6 protein-coding genes are annotated in these 5,669 nt (G+C 44.2%); 1 reads left to right on the top strand and 5 read right to left on the bottom strand.

The window, feature by feature from the left end; translation table 11 throughout:
- Positions 1 to 114: 114 nt before the first annotated feature.
- Positions 115 to 435, bottom strand: a complete 321-nt coding sequence (locus tag V4C51_RS16830; protein WP_330927339.1) for a transposase — start codon at positions 433 to 435, stop codon at positions 115 to 117.
- A gap of 217 nt (positions 436 to 652) precedes the next feature.
- Here V4C51_RS16830 and V4C51_RS16825 point away from each other — a divergent pair, with 217 nt between their 5' ends.
- Entirely contained in the window at positions 653 to 1,321 is a 669-nt protein-coding gene (locus tag V4C51_RS16825; RefSeq protein ID WP_330927338.1) for a hypothetical protein, read from the top strand.
- A gap of 278 nt (positions 1,322 to 1,599) precedes the next feature.
- Here the strand turns inward: V4C51_RS16825 and V4C51_RS16820 are convergent, their stop codons facing one another.
- The 4 genes from V4C51_RS16820 to V4C51_RS16805 form a co-directional block, all read right to left on the bottom strand.
- Complete coding sequence (locus tag V4C51_RS16820; RefSeq protein WP_420797688.1) at positions 1,600 to 1,878, bottom strand: integrase core domain-containing protein; 279 nt, start codon at positions 1,876 to 1,878, stop codon at positions 1,600 to 1,602.
- 2 nt (positions 1,879 to 1,880) lie between these two features.
- Positions 1,881 to 2,177: a hypothetical protein gene (locus V4C51_RS16815; protein ID WP_330927337.1), complete on the bottom strand. Its 297-nt coding sequence runs from the start codon at positions 2,175 to 2,177 to the stop codon at positions 1,881 to 1,883.
- Between the two features lie 625 nt (positions 2,178 to 2,802).
- Entirely contained in the window at positions 2,803 to 4,302 is a 1,500-nt protein-coding gene (gene glpK, locus V4C51_RS16810; protein WP_330927336.1) for a glycerol kinase GlpK, read from the bottom strand.
- Between the two features lie 238 nt (positions 4,303 to 4,540).
- On the bottom strand, positions 4,541 to 5,326 hold the full coding sequence (locus V4C51_RS16805; RefSeq protein ID WP_330927335.1) for an MIP/aquaporin family protein: 786 nt from the start codon (positions 5,324 to 5,326) through the stop codon (positions 4,541 to 4,543).
- Positions 5,327 to 5,669: the final 343 nt, after the last annotated feature.

Here is a 5,669-nt window from a genome sequence, read left to right as displayed (position 1 = left end):
ATTGCCGAATATATCAGAAACCAAGATAAGCCCTAGACGGGCTGAACGAAATTCACCACCCGCCTAGCTCGGCGGGAGTCCTCTTTCGATTCTGGATAGAGAGCCAGAATCTGCTCATCCAGTTTGTTGATACGGGTTTGAACCATTGGCAATCAGTTGGGGCTTAAAATCCCCATTGCGGTCTCTGGGACGGTTGATCTCGACCTCGCCAAAGTTTCCTTTGAGCGTCTTCTTGCTATGGCCATTGCGGCTGTTACCGGAGTTTTTGCCTTCAGGAGCATGCTTTGAGTAACCAAGGTGGGCTTCCAGCTCAGCCGCCATAACACGCTCTACAGCCGCTTTAAGTAGCTGTCGGCTAAGGTCAGCCAGGTCATCCTGAGTTTTAACCTGGGAGGCTATTTGGTCGATCAGTTTATCGTCGAGTGTAACGCTCATTGTTATTCTCCTCTTTGGAGGGTTAACGACAAGCGTTTACACACATTAAATTACATCCTCCTATTCTTTCATTCTTTCGATTCTCTCTATTCTTTTCCATGGATATCCTATTCTTCTCTCTATTCTTCTATTCTTTTTTTGGATGTCCTATTCTTTTCCCTATTCTTTCTTCAAGATGTTCTATACTATTCCTTTGTTTTAAAAAATGGACGCGGTAATGAATCTGCCAATATTCTGCTTCATGCTGTTAATAGCAAATTTATCTTTAGCTGGCGACAACCAATATGGTAATTACCTGACCCTAACTGCCGAATACCTGAAGCAAACTATATCTAATAGCCATAAGTTACCACCTTCTGATATCCAGGTAACCTTAAGCAGCTTCAATCGAGACCATCATTCATCTGAATATGATGGTGATACCACTGTTGATGGATACATAGATTTAAATATAACAGCATCTAAATCAGGCGCACAAACATATCAATGGGTCTGCGACGCAATCTCAGACTTTTTGGCTGAAGGGTGCACGATTTTTTATCCAGGCAAGGCTAATCTACTCAAGGGGAAAGGCTCTTATGTCACCAGTTATCACTCTTTTGATGAATCATCCAGCTCATCAGACTCTTCTGATGAATCATCCAGCTCATCAGAAAGTCATAGTGAGATCGAAAAGTCTACTAGTAACCATTGGAAAGTATCAGTCAAAAAGAAAAATGACTTAAAGAAAACTAATCTTCGTCTCGAATACTCAGGAATAATTATAGATAAAAATAGTTTTGACTTGTACTCAAATGAAAGTGATCAATCATCATCTTGTCCTATGGACAAACTACTAGAAAATCATTTTCAGAGACTACAGGAATTAAATCAACTCGTTAAATAACATAAACATCATAACTCTCGCATCAGTTGCGCCGTAGGCGTCACCTGGAACCACTTGTTATGTGTTGTTGACTTATTGCTTGAATCCAGCGCCTCGTTCCCACGCTCTGCGTGGGAATACCTGCCCCACTGTGTCAGGATAGTTGTCCCGAAAACTGAATTTTAGGCTGCCTGTTTCAAGCACGCCTCCGACTCCGAAATTCTCTCCGGGTTCAATGCTACCGCTCCTACAGGTTGCCAATTCCTGGTTTGCCCTGACCACCGTGAAGGATTCGCTTCTCAAGCTTTGCTGTACGCCTGGTCCCGATGCTCAAGGATCTTTTGATCCCTTTTCTCGTGCCGTTGTACAGGCGTTACAAAGCGGATTGAACTGTGCTTGTGCTCGCAGTTGTAAAACCGCTCAAATTTCAGCATCCACTGTCGGCTGTCTTCCAAGGACAAGAAGCCTTGAGAAGGCCACTGTGGGCAATATTTCACCGTCTTGAAGACAGACTCTGCAAATGCATTGTCATTGCTCACTCTTGGTCGGCTATTTTCGGGACAACTATCCTGACACAGGATTATTTAGAGACCGAATTATCACCTCGAGTAAAATACTGAAATTTTGCCACATGTGTAACATCTCTACCACACAAAGATTTAAAACAAATTGCTCCCAATGGCGGCAGTAATAAAGCGGCGGCTAGCTTAGCCCTCCCCGGAAGGCAGTTTTTAACAAGTAAAGAACCAAATATTCCGGTCAAGCCACCTAGATGTCCATTTTGAAATTGTATTGATGCTTTATGTTTACCTGAATCAGTAACACTTTTTTGCAGTTGGAATTCTCCACAAATTGGCAAGTTAGCTCCTAATTTCATATTACATCTCCTAGATAATAGATAATTTATGCTTATATAGACAAAGAAATTTTCTAATTGGTTCACAAAAATATAACCTCATTGTTATTTCTGCTAACGCTGGATCAACCTCATAATGAAGATACCTGATTTTTTGTTTAAATTTAACAGGTTCGTAGTATTAGATGCAGATCAATTTTAGCGGCTTAAACTAAATAGTTGTTTGGTGGTGCTTTAAATGGACAGTATATGATATCATTGCTTTCAACAAGCAATAAAACATTTTTTTTGAAAGTGTTCATCTTTAGTAAATCAAAAATACTTGCCTTAATTATGAATAGCTATCTCATTCTGATTGTAGCGTGCTTTGTCTATTTTAAGCTAATGGTTAATTTTTATTTATTCAGGAACTGACCTGCCAAGAAATGAATTCGAGAGCATAACAACCAGCCACATAACAAACAGTATGCAGAAATCATCAATAGAACAGAATAAACGGGTAATGGACACGGGAGTCCTCCCGTTTTGCTAGTTTGGGAATGTGTTACTCACAAGCTAGCTGATACTGGAGCTTCCGTGTTTTTTAGAGCGTCGAACTCACGTTAAGAAAGGCACAAAGCCTTGCTATCGAGCAAGGCTTTATTGCTTATTGATCAACCCAGTGTTGTGAGCGTTTGACCGCTTTTTTCCAGCCGGCGTAAAGCTCTGCCTTTTTCTCTTTTTCCATCGCCGGTTGATAGGTATGGCAGTCAGTTACCTGGTCTTTTAATGTCTCAATGCTATCCCAAAACCCAACTGCTAATCCGGCCAGGTAGGCAGCCCCGGCAGCAGTGGTTTCAGCGACCTTTGGACGCAGTACGTTTTTACCCAAAATATCTGACTGAAACTGCATCAAAAAGTTGTTGTTCACAGCACCACCATCCACGCGCAGTTCGGTTAATTGAATACCAGAGTCCTGTTGCATGGCCTCTAGCAGATCACGGGATTGATAAGCAATGGCTTCGAGGGTAGCACGAATAATATGGCAGCGATTAGCACCACGGGTCAGGCCAAAAATACTACCACGAGCGTATGAATCCCAATAGGGGGCACCGAGTCCCACAAAAGCCGGAACAAGGTAAACACCGTTGGTATCTTTAACCTTGGAAGCATAATACTCGGTATCGGCAGCATCACGCACCAGCCCTAACTCATCCCGTAACCACTGTACACTGGCACCGCCCATAAATACTGAGCCTTCCAGGGCGTAAGTCACCTTGCCATCAATACCACAGGCGATGGTCGTTAGCAGGCCATGTTCGGAGCGCACCGGCTTTTCACCCGTATTCATTAGCAAAAAGCAGCCTGTGCCATAGGTGTTTTTTGCCATCCCCTCTTCCAGGCACATTTGACCAAACAGAGCCGCGTGCTGATCACCTGCAACACCCGCTATGGGAATACGCGTCCCCCCTTTACCGCCAATATTGGTTTGACCATAAACTTCCGAGCAGGATTTAACTTCAGGCAACAATGTACGGGGAATTTGAAGGATCTCCAGCATCTTGTCGTCCCATTGCAGTTTGTTGATATCAAACAGCATGGTGCGCGAAGCATTGGTATAATCAGTGGCGTGGACACGACCATTGGTAAGTTTCCAGACCAGCCACGTATCAATAGTGCCAAATAGCAGTTCGCCTTTTTCAGCTTTTTCACGGGCGCCTTCAACATTATCAAGCAACCATTTGATCTTGGTACCAGAGAAATAAGCGTCTGTTACCAGCCCTGTTGTTGCTTTTATATATTCTTCAAGACCTTCACGCTTTAGTTGTTCACAAATATCCGTTGTTCGACGACATTGCCATACAATAGCATTATGGATGGGCTGACCGGTGTTTTTATCCCAGACAACCGTTGTTTCACGTTGGTTGGTGATGCCAATAGACGCCACCTGATCACTATCAATACCGGCTTTAGCCAGAACCTCGGTCAGCACGGAGCTTTGTGTGGCCCAGATTTCCATAGCGTTGTGCTCAACCCAGCCGGGTTGTGGGTAAATCTGTGTAAACTCACGTTGAGCCGTAGTGACAATCGCGCCTTGTTTATCGAAAACAATCGCGCGTGAACTGGTCGTACCCTGATCCAAGGCAACAATATATTGAGCCGTCATTTTAATTGTATCCTTTATGTCCTGGTTATCTCATTAACTGATTTTCATTGAGCGAGTTTGGCAGCTAGGAGCCTGTCCGAGAATAGACCGCGCTACTGCGGTTGCGATAAATGGGTCTAAAAATCCCTGCTTCTTCATCAAATAGCCCCGCTACTCTCCTCAGAAGCAGAAATTTTATCCTCAATTTCTCGCGATCCTCGCTAAGGGCGCTACTCTCGGTCAGGCTCCTAGCAGTCGTTCAGTCTTTTGGCTCCAGTTGGCGTGCAATGCATTGAATATACACCCAGGCACCCGCTATGGCGCCACAAATGGGACCGACAATGGGTACCCAGAAATAAGGATTAGCACGAGCACCCGTGAGGGCCACATCACCCCAACCAGCAAAATAAGCAAACAGTTTAGGGCCAAAGTCCCGTGCAGGATTCATGGCAAATCCGGTCAAGGGGCCAAAGGATGAACCAATGACGGCAATCAGAATCCCGATCAGCAGTGCCGATAAAGCGCCATTAGACACACCATTATTGTCATCACCAATAGCGAGGATACCCATCATCAACACAGCCGTAATAAAGAATTCAACAAAGAAAGCCTGAGTGTTGCTTAGCGCACTGTGTGGATAAGTAGAAAAAATACCGGCAGTGGCAAGGCTGGAAGCGTCTCCGCGCACAATTCCCTGCGTCGTTTCAAAGTCGATAAACAAGCCCTGATAGAGACAGTAGACCAGCGCGGCAGCAGTGAATGCACCAGCGACCTGAGACAGAATATAAGGAATGACTTTGTGTGCCTGAAACTTTTTAAAGACCGTCAGCGCCAGTGTCACAGCAGGGTTAAGATGTGCGCCGGATACACCACCTGTAACATAAATGGCAATGGCAACGCCCATACCCCAGACAATGGAGATTTCCCATTGTCCCATATCAACCCCGGCCAGAACCAATGCAGCCACACAGCCAACACCAAAAAAAATCAGCAGGCCGGTACCGATAAATTCTGCCAGACACTGACCAAGTAATGATTGTCGCATAAGAAGACTCTTTATCTTGGGGTTATAACAAGCTGTTCGAAATGTAGTTGTGAACTGCAACTGCGAATAAAAGCGGCCTGTTTTCCGCTTTTTCTGGTTACTTCATAAAAGATCATGAACAGCATCTAAGAAAATAAAAGCCCGCCAATTGTCACAAAAAGTAACAGAGAAGAGCAATATCGAAAAGTTGACCTCTGTCAATGAAGCGATATAAATCTCAGGACAATTTCATTTAGTGCCGTATCTAGGAGGCTGTCCGAGAATAGCGCCCGTAGCGAGGATGGCAGAAAATTGAGGATAAAAAGTCGGAAATTTTTAGTGAATAGTGGTTCTATTTGCTAAA

Source organism: Candidatus Sororendozoicomonas aggregata (assembly GCF_031528575.1).
Classification (GTDB): domain Bacteria; phylum Pseudomonadota; class Gammaproteobacteria; order Pseudomonadales; family Endozoicomonadaceae; genus Endonucleibacter; species Endonucleibacter aggregata.
This window is presented reverse-complemented; position numbering and strand designations above follow the sequence as displayed.

Excerpts from the sequence above, each read along its gene's own strand:
- V4C51_RS16805 (WP_330927335.1), bottom strand. The coding sequence starts at position 5,326 with ATGCGACAATCATTACTTGGTCAGTGTCTGGCAGAATTTATCGGTACC.
- V4C51_RS16830 (WP_330927339.1), bottom strand. The coding sequence starts at position 435 with ATGAGCGTTACACTCGACGATAAACTGATCGACCAAATAGCCTCCCAG.
- V4C51_RS16815 (WP_330927337.1), bottom strand. The coding sequence starts at position 2,177 with ATGAAATTAGGAGCTAACTTGCCAATTTGTGGAGAATTCCAACTGCAA.
- V4C51_RS16825 (WP_330927338.1), top strand. The coding sequence starts at position 653 with ATGAATCTGCCAATATTCTGCTTCATGCTGTTAATAGCAAATTTATCT.
- glpK (WP_330927336.1), bottom strand. The coding sequence starts at position 4,302 with ATGACGGCTCAATATATTGTTGCCTTGGATCAGGGTACGACCAGTTCA.